Here is a 16,056-nt window from a genome sequence, read left to right on the forward strand (position 1 = left end):
CGGTCCTACCACTAAACCGCGACCGGGTTCGCCCAGGCCAGGTCGCGGACTTGGATAGACGGACTACTTGGTCATGCTGAACTGGGCGACGTTGATAAGACCCCTGCGGAAGCGGTCCGCGCATCCGGTCAGATAGTGCGTGAAATTGTTGTAGACCTCTTCGGACTGCACGGCGATGGCACGTTCGCGGGCGGCCGCCAGGTTGGCGGCCCACATATCGAGGGTTCGTGCGTAGTGCCGCTGCAGCACCTGGATCTGCTCGACGGCGAACCCCGCGGCCCGCGCATTGTCGACAATGTCGGGTTCTGACGGGAGTTCGCCACCGGGGAAAATCGACTCCCGCAGGAACTTGAGGAAACGGATATCGCTCATCGTCAGTGCAATGCCTTGCTCGTGCAACCACCTGCGGTCATACGTGAACAAACTGTGCAACAACATCCGACCGTCGCCGGGAAGGATGTCGTATGAGCGTTCGAAGAATGTCGCATACCGCTCCTTCTTGAACGCGTCGAACGCCTCGAAGCTGACGATCCGGTCGACCTTCTCTTCGAACTCTTCCCACCCCTGCAGCCGCGCCTCGGCATGCCGCATGGTCGGGATCGCGGCCAACCGGTCTTTGCTGCGTTGATAGTGATTCCGGCTGAGCGTGAGGCCGACGACGTTGACGTCGTACTTCTCGACGGCCCGGACGAGCGCACCGCCCCACCCACACCCGATGTCGAGCAACGTCATCCCCGGCTCGAGGTTCAGCTTGTCCAACGCCAGATCCAACTTAGCCAGTTGTGCCTCTTCGAGCGTCATGTCGTCGCGTTCGAAGTACGCGCAGGTGTAGACCCAGGTGGGATCGAGGAACAACCCGAAGAAGTCATCGGAAATGTCATATGCCGATTGCGACTCTTCGTAGTACGGTCTCAGCTTGGCCATATGAGGCAACCTCCCGGGGCAACGGTACAACCTCTGACGTTTGCGTGATACCCGCACATCGAAGTCCCAAAGCGGGCTTGTGGTGGCTCAGCCGGCCTCGGCGAAATTGGTCTTCAGTTCGCCTATCACCCGATCCCACAGCTGTGCTGGCAGGTCGTGGCCCATGCCCTCGACAAGGACCAACCGGGCGCCGCGGATCGCTCGGGCGACCGCCCGGCCGCCCGCCGGCCGCATCAACTTGTCGGCCAGCCCGTGGATCACCACGGTCGGCGCGACGATTTGCCGGTCGTAGCGCAGCAGGCTGCCGCTGCCCAGGATCGCGCTGAACTGCCTGGCGATACCCCACGGGTGGAAATTGCGGTCGTAGCATTCGGCCGCCTCGGCGCGTACCTGCTCCTCGGGCATCGGATAGCGCGGACTGCCGATGATCTTGCTGACCCGGACGGAGTTGTCGATGATGACATCGCGCGGCGAATCCGGTGGCGGACCCTTGATGAGCGCGAGCAGGGCGCGCGGGGCAGGCGGCGGCAGGAACCTGTGGTTGTTGCTGGAGAAGATGACCGCCAGCGTCTTGGTCCGCTCCGCGAATCGTGCGGCGAATACCTGGGCGATCATGCCGCCCATCGACGCCCCGACGATGTGGGCGTGCTTGATGTCCAGGTGATCCAGCAAGGCCGCGGCGTCGTCGGCCATGTGTTCCAGGGTGTATGCCGCGTTGCTGGGCAGACCGAGCCAGGCGCGGGTCAACCGCATGGCCAGTGGCTGACCGGAGCTGTGACGCTCCGTCTTGGTGGACAGACCAACGTCCCGGTTGTCGTAGCGGATCACGCGCAGGCCCAGGCCAACGAGCTTCTCGCAGAAGTCGGTGCGCCACAGCAGCAGTTGCGCGCCCAGGCCCATGATTAGCAGCACGGGTGGGTCATTCGGGTCACCCATGTCCTCGTAGTAGAGCTGCACGTGTCCAGATGGGCCCGACACGGCGGTGCCGCTGCGAACTTTCACTAGTACCCCTCAGACCTCGATGTCTGTTTGATGTTCGCGGCTGACTTCGACCATGAAGTTGGCGAAGTACCCCGTCAGCTCCGGGTCCGCCATCATCTGCCAGTTGGGCGCCAACAGCTTCATGTACCTCTCGACGTAGAGGAACTGCTTGCCGATCAACACCAGCTCACGCGGCAGCTTGACGTCGTAGGCGTCGGCCAGTGCCGACAGCTGGCGGCCGATGTCGGCGTAGGACATGTCGCCCAGCGACTTCATGGTCAGCGGAGTGGCGAAGCCTTCGAGATCCTTGGCGGCCTGGGCTTCGGGCTTCATGGTCCCCACGGCGCCCATCAGCACGACGATCTTGCCGGCTGCAGCGTGGTCCTTCTTCACCAACAGCGCGTAAACCAGTTCGCGCAGCAGCCAGCGGGTGCGGGGATCGATGCGGCCCATGATGCCGAAGTCGAAGAACACGATGCGGCCCGCCTCGTCGACATAGAGGTTGCCCGCGTGCAGGTCACCGTGGAACAGCCCGTGTCGAAGACCGCCCTCGAACACCGAGAACAGCAGCGCCTTCACCAACTCGACGCCATCGAAGCCCGCCTTTCGAATGGCGGCGGCATTATCGATGCGGATGCCGTGTACCCGCTCCATCGTCAACACCCGCTCGGTGGTGAAGTCCCAATGCACGTCCGCCACCCGGATGTTCTTGCCCAGCGGCGAGGCGTGCAGGTGGGAGACCCAGGCCTCCATCGACTGTGCCTCCAACCGGAAGTCCAGCTCTTCGGCCAGGTTGTCGGAGAAGTCGGCCACCACATCTTGCGCCGAGAGCCGGCGACCCAGCTTGGCCAGCTCGACGGTCTGCGCGAAACGCTTCAGAATCTGCAGGTCGGCGGCGACCCGGCGGCGGATGCCCGGACGCTGGATCTTGACCACGACTTCCTCGCCGCTGTGCAGCGTCGCGTAGTGCACCTGGGCGATGGACGCCGAAGCGAACGGCTCCTCCTCGAACGTGGCAAACAGCTTGGCCGGCTGGTCGCCGAGCTCCTCGACGAAGAGCTTGTGCACCTCGCCGGTTTTCGCGGGTGGCACCCGGTCGAGCAGGCCGCGGAATTCGCGGGACAGCGACTCTCCGAACGCCCCCGGGCTGGACGCGATGATCTGTCCGAACTTGACGTACGTCGGGCCCAGCTCGGCAAAGGTCTTGGGGAGCTGTTTGATCACCTTCTGCTGCCATGGACCCCTACCCGGCAGCCTGGTCACGACCCGAGCGGCGGTGCGGGTGACCTGCCAACCGGTGGCGGCAACCCGGGCCGCTTCGACCGGCAACGGCACCCGGTCAAGCTTGACCACCTCGCGGTGTTTGGTGGAACTCATCCCAGCAGTGTGCCAAACCCGCCCAGTCAAGTCCCAATTTGCGTGAACCCGCTCACGTGCTGGTAGCGGCCGCCCAATGTGCAGCCATTGCGAAAATCCGGCCGCGAATTCGCGCTGATTGCACGTTCGGCGGCGCCGTCAGTGCTTAGGTTGCCAAGGCGTGACCCACGGTCGCGGTTCCCAGTTCTCCAACCCGGCGATCAGTTCGTACATGGTGGCGCCGTCGATGGTTTCCCGCACGATGTCGGCGTGCCCGGCGTGACGGGCCAACTCGTTGATCACGTGCAGGATCACCCAGCGCACCGACCAGGAGTGAAAGTTCTTCGGGAACCATGGGATGTCCTGCGCAACCGGCACCGCGGCGTCGAGGTCCGCGGTTTCCACCAGCCGCAGCGATGTCGCGTTCTGCGCTGCCAACGCGCGCAGCAGCCCGTCCAACGTCTCATCCGGGCGCATCACATGCTCGTCCGCGAACTCCTTGGCGATCTCCTCGAACGGCCGGGTGTCCTTCGGCGGCGCGTCCGGCGCGGCGGCCACTCGCGCCATCCAGCTGCGCTGCACACCGGTGGCGTGTTTGATCAGCCCGCCGATCGACAGCGCGCTGATCGAAGGTGTGGACCTGGCCTGCTCGTCGGTGAGGCCATAGGACACCGCGAAGTAGGCGCTTTGGTGATATGCCAGGAACTCGCGCAGCGCGCTGCGCTCGTCGGCTACCGGTGGGGCCAGGGCGGGCATGCTCAATCCTTCCGGTCGGTGGTTGGTTGATGAAGATAAAGGTCTCGCAGGCAAGCGATCTCGGCGCCATGGTGGATCGCTTCCCGATTGATATGCAAGACCAGGTCGATGAGTGGGTGCTCGGCGTAGGGCCCCTCGGCTGGACCGCAGCGGCGGGTCAGGTCGGTGGCGGATAGCGACCGAACGCCGATGGTCCACGCCGCGTAGCTGTCATCGAGTTGACGCAGCGCGGTGACGGCGTCAGTGGCGTAATCCCAACTTTGGTAGTCAGCCGGCGGTCCACCGAAGTGGTGGTGGTTGCGTATCGCGAACACGCCGACGATGACGTGCGCCAGGCGCCAGGCGATCGTCGTGAATGGTGCGGGGCTAGGGGCTGGGAATTCGTAGTCCACCGATCCGTCCGGATATACCGTCCAGCAATTGGGCACCGGCTGCCAGAAGTATTCGTTGTCGGTAAGCCCGTGTAATCGAGGGCGCAGTTGTTCGCGCCAATGCCAGTCGAGCTGATCGGCCAATTGTGTGGTCAGTTCCGTCATGGTTCCGAGCCTTCCAGCAACGGGCGACAGTGTTCGCGCCGCTCGGCCGGCAATGGTCCTTTGTCGCGATGGTGGGCCGCCGTAGGGTTCGATCATGCAGGTGGTTTCGGCGGAATCGACCGACCTTTTCGTTGGCCAGCCGGACAAGCCGCTGCAGCTGGTCCGCGTCGGGGTCGCCGGGTGCACCGAGTCGACGCCGATCCGCATCGATGGCGACGGGTTACGCGGAGCGGCGGCCACCGGTATCGGTGACGAAGTCATCGAGATTCCGGTCACGATAAGGGCACCGGTCGTCGGCGAGCGGCGGACGGCGCGGGTGCATGTCGCCGATGGACCGAGCCTGGCTTTCGAGTTTGCCGTGGCCGAGCCCGGGTGGACGATGTTCATGATCAGCCACTTTCACTACGACCCGGTCTGGTGGAACACCCAGGGCGCCTATACCAGCCAGTGGCGCGAAGACCCGCCCGGACGAGCCCGTCAGACCAATGGCTTCGAGCTGGTGCATGCGCATCTGGAGATGGCTCGCCGTGAGCCCGAGTACAAGTTCGTGCTGGCCGAGGTGGACTACCTCAAGCCGTACTGGGACACCCGCCCGCAGGACCGCGCCGACTTGCGCCGGTTCCTCGCGCAGGGCCGGGTCGAAGTGATGGGCGGAACCTACAACGAACCCAACACCAACCTCACCAGCCCGGAGACAACCATTCGAAACCTGGTGCACGGGATCGGTTTTCAGCGCGATGTACTGGGCGCCGAGCCAGCCACCGCGTGGCAGCTCGACGTGTTCGGCCATGACCCGCAATTCCCCGGGATGGCCGCCGATGCCGGGCTGACGTCAAGTTCGTGGGCCCGCGGGCCACACCACCAATGGGGTCCGTCCCAGGGCGGCGACGTGGACCGCATGCAGTTCTCCAGCGAGTTCGAGTGGATCTCGCCGTCGGGACGGGGCTTGCTCACCCACTACATGCCGGCGCACTACTCGGCGGGTTGGTGGATGGATTCGTCCACCTCGCTGGCCGAAGCCGAGGAGGCCACCTACGCGCTGTTCGATCAGCTCAAGAAGGTTGCGCTGACCCGCAACGTGCTGCTGCCGGTCGGCACCGACTACACCCCGCCGAACAAATGGGTCACCGCTATCCACCGTGACTGGGGCTCGCGCTACGCCTGGCCGCGATTCGTGTGCGCGCTGCCCAGTGAGTTCTTCGCCGCGGTGCGTGCCGAACTGGCCGAGCGCGGTGCCGTGCCGTCGCCGCAGACCCGCGACATGAACCCGATTTACACCGGCAAGGACGTGTCGTACATCGACACCAAACAAGCCAACCGGGCCGCGGAGAACGCCGTCCTGGATGCCGAGCGGTTCGCGGTGTTCGCCGCGCTGATGACCGGCGCCGAGTATCCGCACGCGGCGTTGGCCAAGGCGTGGGTGCAGCTGGCTTACGGGGCGCACCACGACGCCATCACCGGCTCGGAGTCCGACCAGGTCTACCTCGACCTGCTGACCGGCTGGCGCGACGCGTGGGAGCTCGGCGGTGCTGCCCGCGACAATTCGTTGGCGCTGCTGTCCCACCCGGTCACGGGTGCGCGTGACGCGGTGGTGGTGTGGAACCCGCTGATCCACCAGCGCACCGACGTCGTGACCGCCCGGCTCGACCCGCCGTTGGGCGCGGGGGTACGGGTGGTCGATCCCGACGGGGCCGAGGTGGCCGCGCTCGTCGAGCACGATGGACGATCCGTCACCTGGCTGGCACGCGACGTGCCGTCGCTGGGCTGGCGGTGCTACCGGCTGGTCCCCGTCGACGACACGCCAGGCTGGGAGTCGGTCGATGGCTCGAATGATTGGGAGATCGCCAACGAGCATTTCCGGTTGACCGTCGACCCCGAGCGTGGCGGGGCGGTGAACTCGCTGGTTCATGACGGCCGCCAGCTCATCGCCGGCGGCCGGGTGGGCAACGAGCTGGCCGTCTATGAGGAGTACTCGTCGCACCCGACCCAGGGGGAGGGCCCGTGGCACCTGTTGCCCAAGGGGCCGGTGGTCTGCTCCTCGGCATCGCCGGCCGCCGTGCGGGTCTACCACAGCCCGGTCGGTCAGCGGTTGGTCGTGCGGGGCCGGATCGGCACACTGCTGTGCTACACCCAGATCCTCACCTTGTGGCACGGCGTGGCGCGGGTGGACTGCCGCACCACCATCGACGAGTTCACCGGCGAAGACCGGTTGTTGCGACTGCGTTGGCCGTGTCCGGTACCCGGCGCCATGCCGATCAGTGAGGTGGGCGACGCCGTCGTCGGGCGTGGTTTCGCGTTGCTGCACGCGGGGGCCGAATCGGTGGACACCGCGCAGCATCTGTGGACGCTGGACAACCCGGCTTTCGGCTGGTTCGGGTTGTCATCGGCGGTGCGGATACGCGCGAGTGACGCGGTGCGGGCGGTGGCGGTGGCCGAGGTCGTGACGCCGTCGGAGACGATGTCCGGCCAGATGGCGCGCGAGCTGATGGTCGCGCTGGTCCGCGCGGGTGTCACGGCGACCTGCAGCGGCGCCGACAAGCCGCGCTACGGCCACCTCGATGTGGATTCCAATTTGCCGGACACCCGGATCGCGCTGGGTGGACCGGCGCGCAACACGTTCACCAAGGCCGTGTTGGCCGAAGCCGACGCGGTCTACACCACCGAACTCGAGTGGCAGCTGGAGCGGACCGGTAGGGCCCGGGTGTGGGTGCCGGCCGCACGAGAGTTCTCGCCGTTGACACGGGCTTGGGTGCCGGGCGCCGACCTGCGTGCGCCGTGCGCCCTGCCGGTGCTGGTGATCGACGGCCGGGATGAGAAGAACCTGAGTGCCGCGGTGGCGTCGCTGGCCGACGACCTGGCTGACGCCGAGATCGTCGTCAATCAGCAGGCGCCTCCGCGAATGGAGCCCTTCGAAGCCCGCACGGTCGCGCTGCTCAACCGTGGGGTGCCCAGCTTCGCCGTCGACTCCGAAGGAACCCTGCACACTGCGCTGATGCGGTCGTGCACCGGATGGCCGTCCGGAGTCTGGACCGACGAACCACGCCGCGCCGCGCCCGACGGCTCGAACTTCCAACTTCAGCACTGGACACACGATTTCGACTACGCGCTGGTGTGCGGCGGCGGCGACTGGCGGCGCGCCCGGATCCCGGCGCGCAGCGCGCAGTTCTCCCACCCGTTGCGGGCGGTAGTCCGACGAACACCGCGGGGCAAGCTGCCGGCGGTCGGCTCACTGCTGCAGGTCGAGCCCGCCGACTCGGTGCAACTGGGTGCCCTCAAAGCGGCGAACAACCCCATGGCCAGTGGCAGCGCGGCGTCGGTGGAACCCGCGCAAGTGGCCATTCGGCTGGTGGAAACGATCGGGGCGACTATTCGCGCCGCTATCGGCTCTGGGCTCGGCAAGGTACGTGCAGTCCGGTTGGCCGATCTGCTGGAAAAGCCGCTCGGAACGTCAAAGGGGCGGAAGCGAGCGGTCGAGCTGCATGGTTATCAGGTTGCCACCGTGCTGGCCCGGCTCGACATGGCTGGGGCCGTTTCCGGCAGCACCGGCCGGGGCGTCGCGCTGGCACCGCACGCCGAGACCGCCCAGCCGCTGTACGCGCGCTACTGGCTGCACAATCGCGGCCCGGCGCCGCTTGGCGGGCTGCCCGCGGTCGCCCACCTGCACCCGCAGCGGGTGAGCGGCGAGCCGGGCGATGACGTGGTGTTGCACCTAACCGCGGCCAGCGACTGCACCGATTCCGTGCTGCGCGGCCGGGTCGAAGTGGTGTGTCCGGTCGGCTGGTCGGTCGCACCGGCTGAGTTGCCGTTCACGCTGTGCGCCGGCGAGCACCTGGAGGCCGACGTGGTGCTGGCAGTTCCGGCTCACACGCCGCCGGGGCGGTATCCGGTTCGGGCGCAGCTGCGCGTCGCGGGCACGGCGGTACCGGCCGCCTGGCGCCAGCTGGTCGAGGACGTGTGTGTGGTCGCGGTCGGCGCCGAGTCGGAGCTGGAGGATTTGGTCTACCTGGTCGACGGGCCGGCCGACGTCGCGCTGGCCGCCGGCAACTCGGCCCGCCTGGCTGTGACGATCGGCAGCCGCGCTGGGGCCGACCTGGCCTTGGAGGCGCACGTGATCAGCCCCTGGGGCACTTGGGAGTGGATCGGCCCGGCCGCACAGGGTGCTGTGCTGCCCGCCCGGGGCACGGCCGAGCTGGTTTTCGACGTGACTCCGCCGGCCTGGCTGGAACCCGGCAAGTGGTGGGCCCTGGTCCGGGTCGGCTGTGCGGGCCGGTTGGTCTATTCGCCGGCGGTGCAGGTGAGCGTGATATGAGCGGGCACCTGATCGCGACCGTTGCCGGTGTCGCGGTACCGGTCGATGAAGTCGACGAGTGGGAAGCGCGGCTGCGTAGCGGACCGCGAGCGGCCGCACTCCCGGCGAGCGGCACCAGCGAGGGACGGCAACTGCGGCGCTGGCTCACCCAACTGATCGTGACCGAGCGATTGGTCACCGCCGAGGCCGCCGCGCGTGGCCTGACTGTGGCCGACGCCCCGACCGAGGCGGACCTGCTGCCCGACGTGACCGCCCGGCTGGAGATCGGCAGCGTCGCCGCCGCGGTGCTGGCGGATCCGCGGGCGCGGGCGTTGTTCGCCGACGTCACCGCGGGGGTCGAAGTCACCGACGACGATGTGGCCGGTTACCACGTCCGCAACCCGCTGCGGTTCGCCGCGCTATGCCCCGGCGCGCACGGTTGGCGCGCCCCGGCGGTGGTCCCCCCTCCACTGGGGCAGGTGCGGCACGCGATCACCGAGCATCTGCTGGGGGCCGCGCGCCGTCGCGCGTTCCGGGTATGGCTGGATGCGCACCGGGCCGCGCTGGTCAGGCTGGCCCCCGGCTACGAGCATCCGGGCGACCCGCGTCAACCCGACAACACCCACCGGCACTGAGCAGCCGTGCTCACCCTGTGCCTTGACATCGGTGGCACCAAGATCGCCGCCGGTCTTGTCGATCCCGGCGGCTCACTCGTCTACACGGCCAATTGTCCTACCCCGGCGCACGCTGGAGCCGAGCAAGTGTGGGCCGCGATTGCCGAGATGATTGCCAGGGCGCTCGGCGCGGCCGGGGGCGCGGTGGGTGGTGTGGGGATCGCCTCGGCCGGCCCTATCGACCTGCACAGTGGGAGCGTCAGCCCGATCAACATCGGATCCTGGCGCGGTTTTCCGCTCCGGGACAGGGTCGCGGCGGCAGTGCCGGGCGTGCCGGTACGGCTGGGTGGCGATGGTGTATGCATGGCGCTCGGCGAATGCTGGCTTGGAGCCGGACGGGGTGCGCGCTTCCTGCTGGGCATGGTGGTGTCCACCGGGGTGGGGGGCGGCTTGGTGCTCGACGGGACACCGTATGACGGCCGCACCGGCAACGCGGGCCACGTCGGCCACGTGGTCGTCGACCAGGACGGATCGCCGTGCCGGTGCGGAGGGCGCGGCTGTGTGGAGACCGTTGCGTCCGGCCCGGCGATGGCGCGTTGGGCGCGGGTCAACGGCTGGTCGGCCCCGCCGGGCGCGGGCGGCAAGGAACTGGCCGACGCGGCGACGGCCGGAGATCCGGTGGCGCTGCGGGCATTTCACCGCGGTGCTACGGCGCTGGCGGCAATGATCGCCTCGGTCGGCGCGGTGTGCGACCTGGACCTGGTCGTCATCGGTGGGGGAGTGGCCAAATCCGGCGGTCTGCTTTTCGACCCGCTGCGCAATGCGTTGGCCGACTATGCCCGGCTGGACTTTCTGGCCGGCCTGCGGGTGGTGCCCGCCGAGCTGGGTGGCGAAGCGGGTCTGGTCGGTGCGGCCAGGCTCGCCGCTAGTTAGGGTCGGCGCGCGATACCAGCAGCCGAGCGAGCGGTGCGCCGCATGTGGCTTCGTTCCCAGCCGCACAAATTTGCCGACACCGGCGTCATTGTTGCGCCGTATTCGGAGATCGAATAGTGCACACAGGGCGGCACCACGCGTGCGTCATGGCGCACGATGATCCCGTCGTCGACCGGCTCGTGCAGGTGGCGAATGAGCATTCGCTCGGCAATGCCGGGGATGCTGCGCTTCAGCTCGCTGGTCCCCATCGGCCGATCGCAGAGCCGCCAAAGAATCGTGCCCTTCCAGCGACCGTCGATCACCGACAGTGCGGCGTTGATCGGGCAGTCGCTGACATTCTTTTTCGACACCGCCATTGCAGCTCCGGGCTCTCACGTTTCGTCGATGCCGGGGCCGCGCACTGCTGTACGACCGCCAGCGCGTGCGACCGCCATGCCCTTCCGAGGCCGGGCGCGGGAAAAATCGGCCTCAAACTCGGCGGTTGCTGACCGTCGCCGTCACCTGAGGCATCACGTTTTGGCTGATCGGTGGGGCCGCGCTATTGTGGTTGCCGATCCACCGAAGACCGTCGGTTACCGAGCAAATCGGTTGAAGGTCCGGGAACATCCCGGCGGCCCACGCAGGAGGACGAGGCAGAACCGCCGGCGACCGCCGGCGCATTGGAACGCCCCGGCCACTCCTGTGCCGGGGCGTAGTCGTTCCCGGCCATCGTTCGGGTGATCACGCCAGGCAAGTCGCGCCCCGACTTCCACAGACTTTCACCTCAGGAGGTATGCATGGCCAGGGCTGACAAGGCCACTGCCGTTGCAGACATCGCGGAGCAGTTCAAGGCCTCGACTGCCACGCTGATCACCGAGTACCGCGGCTTGACGGTGGCCAACCTGGCCGAGCTGCGCAGGTCTCTGACGGGGTCGGCGAACTATGCGGTGGCCAAGAACACGCTCATCAAGCGGGCGGCCTCCGAAGCCGGTATCGAGGGTCTCGACCAGCTGTTCGCCGGCCCGACGGCGATCGCGTTCGTCACCGGCGAACCGGTCGACGCTGCCAAGGCCATCAAGACCTTCGCCAAGGAGCACAAGGCGCTGGTCATCAAGGGTGGCTACATGGACGGCCGCGCGTTGAGCGTGGCCGAAGTCGAGCGCATCGCCGACCTGGAGTCTCGCGAGGTGTTGCTGGCCAAGCTGGCCGGCGCGATGAAGGGCAACCTCGCCAAGGCGGCCGGTCTGTTCAACGCGCCGGCCTCGCAGGTGGCCCGGCTCGCTGCCGCACTGCAGGAAAAGAAGGCCGCTGCAGGCCCGGCCCCCGAACCAGCCCCAGCCGAGTAACAAGCCAGTACCCGAAACCAGGAAGGACCATCCACCATGCCCAAGCTCTCCTCCGACGAACTGCTCGACGCGTTCAAGGAAATGACCCTGTTGGAGCTCTCCGACTTCGTCAAGAAGTTCGAGGAGACCTTTGAGGTCACCGCCGCCGCTCCGGTCGCCGTCGCCGCCGCCGGCGCCGCCCCGGCGGGTGCTGCGGCCGAGGCCGCCGAGGAGCAATCCGAGTTCGACGTGATCCTCGAGGCCGCCGGCGACAAAAAGATCGGCGTCATCAAGGTTGTCCGCGAGATCGTCTCCGGCCTAGGTCTCAAGGAGGCCAAGGACCTGGTCGACGGCGCGCCCAAGCCGCTGCTCGAGAAGGTCGCGAAGGAGGCCGCGGACGAGGCCAAGGCCAAGCTCGAGGCCGCCGGCGCCACCGTCAGCGTCAAGTAGTCAATCGACGAAAGCCCCCGGGGCCGCCGTTGCCGGCCCCGGGGGCTTTTGCGTCCTCATCCCGCGCCGACCGTCGACCGTTGCGACTGTTTCACCTGCTCGAGTGAATCTCCCAGAGCGACAAGTAGATTCGTGGTCGTCGAGGTAAGCACCAGCTCGACTGCCGCGCCATCGTGGCCGTAGAACCCGGCCAGCTCGAGCATGACGAAGCCGTGGATCAACGACCAGAACTGGGCCGCGGTGGCGACTATCACCGGATCCGAAGCCGCGTCGTCATCGGCGTACCCCCCGCAACGCCCGGTGATCCGGCCCGCCAGCATTGCCCGGTGCACCGCGCGCACCACGTGCGCGAAGCTGGGGTGGCGCTGCTCGATCTCGGCGACCGTGAGGGTCAGGACGTTGGGCGCCGGAGCGTTGATGCCGTGTGCGCTGGTGCTGCCGAACATCAGCCGATACATGTGTGGCCGTTCGATCGCGTAGCGCCGGTAGGCGGCCCCGATGGCCAACAAGTCGGCGACCGGATCGTCCGACTGCGGCACCGACAGGGCGGCGTCGAACTGCCGCAAGCCCTCCTCGGCGACCTCGGCGATCAGCGCGCGCATCCCGCCGAAATGGGTGTACACCGCCATCGTCGAGGTGCCGGCGGCGCCGGCCACCTTGCGGGTCTGCAGCGCGTCGGGCCCGCTGTCGTGGAGCAGGCTCACGGCGGCATGCAGCATGTCGTCCCGAACACTGCGCTGGGTCTGTGAAGTCATCCCGGTATCACCGTTGCCATTTTCTCATCGGAAGCGTACGGTTGGCATAACACTGAAATATCAATGTTATAGGAGTTCAGCCGTGACTTCCAGCCGAATCGCCGAATCCCGGAACCCGTATCTGGAGGACTTCCTGGCGCCGGTGAACGCCGAGGTGACCGCCACCGACCTGCGGGTCACCGGTCGCATCCCGGAGCACCTCGACGGGCGTTATCTGCGCAACGGCCCCAACCCGGTCGCGGAGGTCGACCCGGCCACCTACCACTGGTTCACCGGCGACGGCATGGTGCACGGAGTCGCGTTGCGCGACGGGAAGGCCTGCTGGTACCGCAATCGCTGGGTCCGCACACCCGCGGTCTGCGCCGCACTGGGCGAGCCGGTTCCGACCCGGCCCAGCGCGCGCGCCGGGATCATCTCGGGCGGCCCGAACACCAATGTGCTGGCTCACGCCGGACGCACCCTGGCCCTCGTCGAAGCCGGCGTAGTCAACTACGAATTGACCGATGAGCTGGACACCGTGGGCCCGTGCGACTTCGACGGCACCCTGTACGGCGGCTACACCGCCCATCCGCAGCGTGATCCCCAAACGGGCGAGCTACATGCGGTGTCCTACTCGTTCGCCCGTGGACGGACCGTGCAGTATTCGGTGATCGGCACCGATGGACGTGCCCGTCGGACGGTCGATATCGAGGTGGCGGGGTCGCCGATGATGCACAGCTTCTCGTTGACCGACAAATACGTGGTGATCTACGACCTGCCGGTGACCTTTGACCCCGTGCAGGTGATGCCGGCCTCCGTGCCGCGCTGGCTGCGACAGCCGGCCCGGTTGGTGATCCAGTCGCTGATCGGACGTGTCCGGATCCCCGACCCGATCGCGGCGTCGGCCAACCGCAAGCAGCGCCAGTCCGACCGCCTCCCGTACGCCTGGAACCCCAACTACCCGGCGCGCGTCGGCGTCATGGCGCGCGACGCCGCCAGCAACGGCAGCAAACCCCCGGTACGCTGGTTCGACATCGAGCCCTGCTATCTCTACCACCCGCTAAACGCCTACTCCGAGTATCGGGACGGGTCTGAGGTGCTGGTATTGGACGTGGTGCGCTACTCGCGGATGTTCGACCGCGACCTGCGAGGCCCTGGCGGCGACAGCCGGCCCTCCCTGGACCGCTGGACCATCAACCTGGCGACCGGTGCGGTGACCACCGAATGCCGCGACGATCGGGCACAGGAGTTTCCCCGGATCAACGAGACCTTGGTGGGTGGGCCCCACCGATTCGCCTACACCGTTGGCATCGAGGGTGGGTTCCTCGTCGGCGCCGGGTCGCAGATGTCGACTTCGCTGTACAAGCACGACTACTCGACCGGGTCCAGCACGGTCGCCGCGCTGGACCCCGATCTGCTGATCGGCGAGATGGCCTTCGTGCCGAACCCGTCGGCCAGCGCCGAAGATGACGGGATCCTCATGGGCTACGGTTGTCACCGCGGTCGCGACGAAGGCCAGTTGCTCTTGCTGGATGCCCAGAGTCTCGAGTCGATCGCCACCGTGCACCTACCCCAGCGGGTACCGATGGGCTTCCATGGCAACTGGGCTTCGACAGCCTGAGGCACTCTGATGGGGTGGGGCGGACGGGCTCCGCATATCGGCACATCAGTAATGTTCTGCCCCACGCGTGCGCTACAGTGACTCATGCCACACAACGGGGCGGTTGGCAGGCACGAGCGTCGACGGAAGGGTTTCCCATGGGCGTCAGCATCGAGGTCAACGGACTAACGAAGTCCTTCGGGTCCTCGAGGATCTGGGAAGACGTCACGCTAACGATCCCCGCCGGGGAGGTCAGCGTGTTGCTCGGCCCGTCGGGTACCGGCAAATCGGTGTTCCTGAAGTCTCTCATCGGTCTGCTGCGACCGGAGCGTGGCTCGATCATCATCGATGGCACCGACATCATCGAGTGCTCAGCCAAGGAGCTCTACGAGATCCGCACATTGTTCGGCGTGCTGTTCCAGGATGGTGCGTTGTTCGGGTCGATGAACCTCTACGACAACACCGCGTTCCCGCTGCGCGAGCACACCAAGAAAAAGGAAGGCGAGATCCGTGACATCGTCATGGAGAAGCTGGCTCTGGTGGGCCTGGGCGGGGACGAGAAGAAGTTCCCCGGCGAGATCTCGGGTGGTATGCGCAAGCGGGCCGGTTTGGCTCGCGCGCTGGTTCTTGACCCGCAGATCATCCTGTGCGACGAGCCCGACTCGGGCCTGGACCCGGTGCGTACCGCCTACCTGAGCCAGCTGATCATGGACATCAACGCCCAGATCGACGCGACCATCCTGATCGTGACCCACAACATCAACATCGCCCGCACGGTGCCGGACAACATGGGCATGTTGTTCCGCAAGCACCTGGTGATGTTCGGCCCGCGCGAGGTGCTGCTGACCAGCGACGAGCCAGTGGTGCGGCAGTTCCTGAACGGTCGCCGTATCGGGCCGATCGGCATGTCGGAGGAAAAAGACGAGGCCACCATGGCCGAAGAGCAGGCATTGCTCGACGCCGGTCACCATGCCGGTGGCACCGAGGAAATCGAGGGTGTGCCGCCGCAGATCACCGCGACGCCGGGGATGCCGGAGCGCAAAGCGGTCGCCCGGCGTAAGGCTCGGGTTCGGGAGATGTTGCACACACTGCCAAAGGACGCCCAGGCGGCGATCCTCGACGATCTCGAAGGCACCCACAAGTACGCGACGCACGAAATCGCCCAGTAGGGCATCCAGCGTCCGCCCACCGCGTGCGAATGGTGTTTGCGCCGCTCGCTGACAGCGACTCAGCGGCGGCTACCAATCGCCCAATCCGCCCTGCACACCGCTGCTGCCGGACGATTTCGCGACAACTTGGCGCAACTTGCCGCCCGCCCCCCTTGACGGCGGGCGCCAAACGGGCCAATCTGTTGGGCAGCATGTGTCGCATGTGTCCGAGGGAAGTCGAGATTGCCAGCCAGCACCGATGCCCGTGGATGGGTATAGCTGGGTATTTGAGGATTGCGCCGTCCTGCGCTATTGTTGGACGTTGCGCTGGCTACCTCCTGCCCACCTCACCCGCCACTTGACGCCGTGGTCCTAGTCTGAGCCCAGTTTGCGGCTCAGCTGTTTAGTTGCGTGCGTGAGATCCGGACAGAT

Annotated in this window: 14 protein-coding genes; 7 read left to right on the forward strand and 7 right to left on the reverse strand. The window is 66.9% G+C overall.

Features of this window, described 5'->3' with window-relative positions; genetic code table 11:
- Positions 1–63: 63 nt before the first annotated feature.
- The 5 genes from mmaA1 to AADZ55_RS04090 form a co-directional block, all read right to left on the reverse strand.
- Complete coding sequence (gene mmaA1 / locus AADZ55_RS04070; RefSeq protein WP_085323496.1) at positions 64–924, reverse strand: mycolic acid methyltransferase MmaA1; 861 nt, start codon at positions 922–924, stop codon at positions 64–66.
- A gap of 87 nt (positions 925–1,011) precedes the next feature.
- Positions 1,012–1,926 carry an alpha/beta fold hydrolase gene (locus AADZ55_RS04075; RefSeq protein ID WP_085323495.1) on the reverse strand — a complete coding sequence of 305 codons (915 nt, stop codon included), beginning with the start codon at positions 1,924–1,926 and terminating at the stop codon, positions 1,012–1,014.
- A 9-nt stretch (positions 1,927–1,935) separates the two neighbouring features.
- Entirely contained in the window at positions 1,936–3,282 is a 1,347-nt protein-coding gene (locus AADZ55_RS04080; RefSeq protein WP_207569006.1) for an ABC1 kinase family protein, read from the reverse strand.
- Between the two features lie 138 nt (positions 3,283–3,420).
- The gene (locus tag AADZ55_RS04085; RefSeq protein WP_085323493.1) at positions 3,421–4,017 is read right to left on the reverse strand and encodes a DinB family protein; all 597 of its coding nucleotides are present in this window, start codon (positions 4,015–4,017) and stop codon (positions 3,421–3,423) included.
- Between the two features lie 2 nt (positions 4,018–4,019).
- On the reverse strand, positions 4,020–4,553 hold the full coding sequence (locus AADZ55_RS04090) for a DinB family protein (RefSeq protein ID WP_085323747.1): 534 nt from the start codon (positions 4,551–4,553) through the stop codon (positions 4,020–4,022).
- A gap of 94 nt (positions 4,554–4,647) precedes the next feature.
- On the opposite strand from AADZ55_RS04090, the gene AADZ55_RS04095 reads away from it, so the two are divergent.
- From AADZ55_RS04095 to AADZ55_RS04105, 3 genes are read left to right on the forward strand one after another with little or no spacing between them, the layout of a single operon-like run.
- Positions 4,648–8,862, forward strand: a complete 4,215-nt coding sequence (locus AADZ55_RS04095) for an NEW3 domain-containing protein (protein ID WP_119184882.1) — start codon at positions 4,648–4,650, stop codon at positions 8,860–8,862.
- Positions 8,859–9,476 carry a DUF7158 domain-containing protein gene (locus AADZ55_RS04100; RefSeq protein ID WP_085323492.1) on the forward strand — a complete coding sequence of 206 codons (618 nt, stop codon included), beginning with the start codon at positions 8,859–8,861 and terminating at the stop codon, positions 9,474–9,476. The genes AADZ55_RS04095 and AADZ55_RS04100 overlap by 4 nt, the downstream gene beginning before the upstream one ends.
- Before the next feature lie 6 nt (positions 9,477–9,482).
- Positions 9,483–10,388 (forward strand): ROK family protein, encoded by a 906-nt coding sequence (locus tag AADZ55_RS04105; protein ID WP_085323491.1) that lies wholly within the window; start codon positions 9,483–9,485, stop codon positions 10,386–10,388.
- On the opposite strand, the gene AADZ55_RS04110 is transcribed toward AADZ55_RS04105, so the two are convergent.
- On the reverse strand, positions 10,385–10,744 hold the full coding sequence (locus AADZ55_RS04110) for a winged helix-turn-helix transcriptional regulator (RefSeq protein WP_085323490.1): 360 nt from the start codon (positions 10,742–10,744) through the stop codon (positions 10,385–10,387). The two genes, AADZ55_RS04105 and AADZ55_RS04110, sit on opposite strands and share 4 nt — an antisense overlap.
- A 420-nt stretch (positions 10,745–11,164) precedes the next feature.
- Here AADZ55_RS04110 and rplJ point away from each other — a divergent pair, with 420 nt between their 5' ends.
- A complete protein-coding gene (rplJ, locus tag AADZ55_RS04115) occupies positions 11,165–11,713 on the forward strand; it encodes a 50S ribosomal protein L10 (RefSeq protein WP_085323489.1) in 549 nt (182 codons plus the stop codon).
- Between the two features lie 36 nt (positions 11,714–11,749).
- Entirely contained in the window at positions 11,750–12,142 is a 393-nt protein-coding gene (rplL, locus tag AADZ55_RS04120; protein ID WP_085323488.1) for a 50S ribosomal protein L7/L12, read from the forward strand.
- Between the two features lie 56 nt (positions 12,143–12,198).
- Here rplL and AADZ55_RS04125 read toward each other — a convergent pair whose 3' ends face one another.
- Complete coding sequence (locus AADZ55_RS04125) at positions 12,199–12,897, reverse strand: TetR/AcrR family transcriptional regulator (protein ID WP_085323487.1); 699 nt, start codon at positions 12,895–12,897, stop codon at positions 12,199–12,201.
- A gap of 82 nt (positions 12,898–12,979) precedes the next feature.
- Between AADZ55_RS04125 and AADZ55_RS04130 the strand changes: the two genes are divergently transcribed.
- Entirely contained in the window at positions 12,980–14,497 is a 1,518-nt protein-coding gene (locus AADZ55_RS04130; protein ID WP_085323486.1) for a carotenoid oxygenase family protein, read from the forward strand.
- Positions 14,498–14,634: 137 nt separating this feature from the next.
- On the forward strand, positions 14,635–15,645 hold the full coding sequence (locus tag AADZ55_RS04135; protein WP_085323485.1) for an ABC transporter ATP-binding protein: 1,011 nt from the start codon (positions 14,635–14,637) through the stop codon (positions 15,643–15,645).
- The last annotated feature ends 411 nt before the right edge of the window (positions 15,646–16,056 follow it).

The sequence above is a fragment of the Mycobacterium decipiens genome (assembly GCF_963853665.1).
Taxonomy (GTDB): domain Bacteria; phylum Actinomycetota; class Actinomycetes; order Mycobacteriales; family Mycobacteriaceae; genus Mycobacterium; species Mycobacterium decipiens.

Coding starts and splice junctions, on each gene's coding strand:
- rplL (WP_085323488.1), top strand. CDS start 11,750: ATGCCCAAGCTCTCCTCCGACGAACTGCTCGACGCGTTCAAGGAAATG.
- AADZ55_RS04135 (WP_085323485.1), top strand. CDS start 14,635: ATGGGCGTCAGCATCGAGGTCAACGGACTAACGAAGTCCTTCGGGTCC.
- AADZ55_RS04090 (WP_085323747.1), bottom strand. CDS start 4,553: ATGACGGAACTGACCACACAATTGGCCGATCAGCTCGACTGGCATTGG.
- mmaA1 (WP_085323496.1), bottom strand. CDS start 924: ATGGCCAAGCTGAGACCGTACTACGAAGAGTCGCAATCGGCATATGAC.
- AADZ55_RS04110 (WP_085323490.1), bottom strand. CDS start 10,744: ATGGCGGTGTCGAAAAAGAATGTCAGCGACTGCCCGATCAACGCCGCA.
- AADZ55_RS04085 (WP_085323493.1), bottom strand. CDS start 4,017: ATGCCCGCCCTGGCCCCACCGGTAGCCGACGAGCGCAGCGCGCTGCGC.
- AADZ55_RS04125 (WP_085323487.1), bottom strand. CDS start 12,897: ATGACTTCACAGACCCAGCGCAGTGTTCGGGACGACATGCTGCATGCC.
- AADZ55_RS04080 (WP_207569006.1), bottom strand. CDS start 3,282: ATGAGTTCCACCAAACACCGCGAGGTGGTCAAGCTTGACCGGGTGCCG.
- AADZ55_RS04095 (WP_119184882.1), top strand. CDS start 4,648: ATGCAGGTGGTTTCGGCGGAATCGACCGACCTTTTCGTTGGCCAGCCG.
- rplJ (WP_085323489.1), top strand. CDS start 11,165: ATGGCCAGGGCTGACAAGGCCACTGCCGTTGCAGACATCGCGGAGCAG.
- AADZ55_RS04100 (WP_085323492.1), top strand. CDS start 8,859: ATGAGCGGGCACCTGATCGCGACCGTTGCCGGTGTCGCGGTACCGGTC.